Genomic DNA, 1,581 nt, shown 5'->3' on the forward strand with positions numbered 1-1,581 from the left:
ATGCTCGCGGATGTAGGCGAGAGCGCGGTCAATCTGAAGATAAGGCTGCAGCACCTGCTTTTTCCCTTCGAAGCTCTGAACGGTGCCCATGATGCCGATGACGCGACCACTGGCGTTGAAAAGGGGCAGCTTGTTGGTGACGAACCAGTCGGGAATGCCCTGATCGTTGAAGAACAATTCGACGATGTGCAGCTTCGGTCGGCCGGAGGAGAGCACCTCCTCATCGTCGCGCCGGAAATTTTCAGCCAACCGGGCAGGAAAGAGATCGAAATCGTTTTTGCCGACGATGGCGGATTCTTCCGCGATGGCGAAGCGGTCCATGAAACGGCGACTGGCGCACATGAAGCGGAAGTCGCCGTCCTTCGCGAAGAAGGCGAGATCCGGCAGGTGATCGAACAGCCGGTAGAAGGGGCTGTCCGCGCTGACACGGCGGATGAAACGCTCGCGCAGCGCGGATGGGTCTTCAATGCGTGACGGTCGGCGACTCACGCCGCCCCCTTAGCACGTCCCGTCAAAAGCGCAGCCGGAATCCGGCGTAGGCTCCGGTCCGCATGGCGGGAAAGTTCAGCACCTCCTGGTAGCGTTCACCGAGAAGGTTCTCCACACGGGCGAAGACTTCCAGATGTTCGCAGACCTCGTAGCTGGCCGTCAGTCGGAGGCGCAGATAGTCTTCGACATCCCGCTGCGCTGCTCCGAAACCGTCCTCGCGGTCGATGACGTAGAGTCCTCCGAAGCCGAGGCGCAGTTTCGGCACGGGCTTCACCCAAACATCTCCTGACAACGTATGACGCGGACGGCGGACGAGGCGCGTGCCGGCTGTAACGTTGTCGGCTTCGAGGTAGGTGTATTGTGTGTTGAAGCCGAAGCGGTCGCTGGGCTGCCAGGAAAACGCAGCTTCCAAACCTTCGGTGCGCGCTTTGTTAATCTGGGAGAGTGGGCCAAACGTGGGCGTGAAGACGATCAGATTGTGAATGCTGTTGCGAAACCAGGTCAGGCTGATGCTGCCCTTGTTGTCAGCAAACGGCTGCTCGACACCGACTTCGAAACCCTTGCTGCGTTCCGGCTCCAGAAAGCCGGGATTTCCGAACAGCGCCGCTTCACGATTCTGCGGGCTGGCGGGGGCGAAGGCGGTGCCGTAGTTCGCGTGCAGGACAGTCTGCGTCCAGGGCATTCGCCAGCTCGATCCCGCGCGCCAGGTGGTGGCGTCCGCGAAGTCGGAGTACTCGTCGTGACGCAGCCCTGCGTTGAGATTCCAACCCGGGAGGATTTCAGCCTGGGACTGCAGGTAAAGCGCCCAGTTTGTCTCCGTCTGATCAACGTCGTAAGAGTCCCCGGCAGGATTGAACAGCCCGGGCGCATCGTCATTGAAGCGCGAGTAACCAATGTCCTGCAGCCAGGCACCTGCCGTAATCGTCCACCAGTCGGCAGCTTCCACGATGCTCTGATACTCGAGGAAATGATTGCGGGAGGTGATGCGATTGTTGAGTCCGAAACCGGGCGTGAAGTTCATGGCCGCCTGCCGGAAATTGCCGTTTTGATAAGTGAGCGTCTGCGTCCATCGCTCGGTGGTCTCCCAAACCA

At 60.2% G+C, this 1,581-nt stretch carries 2 protein-coding genes; both read right to left on the reverse strand.

Annotation, left to right across the window (positions count from 1 at the left end; translation table 11 throughout):
* Positions 1–489: PAS domain-containing protein (locus tag KDL09_RS20420; RefSeq protein ID WP_294389252.1), on the reverse strand; the 489-nt coding region annotated here is incomplete at its 3' end.
* A gap of 22 nt (positions 490–511) precedes the next feature.
* A partial coding sequence (locus KDL09_RS20425; protein WP_294389255.1) for a TonB-dependent receptor occupies positions 512–1,581 on the reverse strand: 1,070 nt, incomplete at its 5' end.

The sequence above is a fragment of the Prosthecobacter sp. genome, assembly GCF_020439865.1.
Taxonomy (GTDB): Bacteria; Verrucomicrobiota; Verrucomicrobiia; order Verrucomicrobiales; family Verrucomicrobiaceae; genus Prosthecobacter.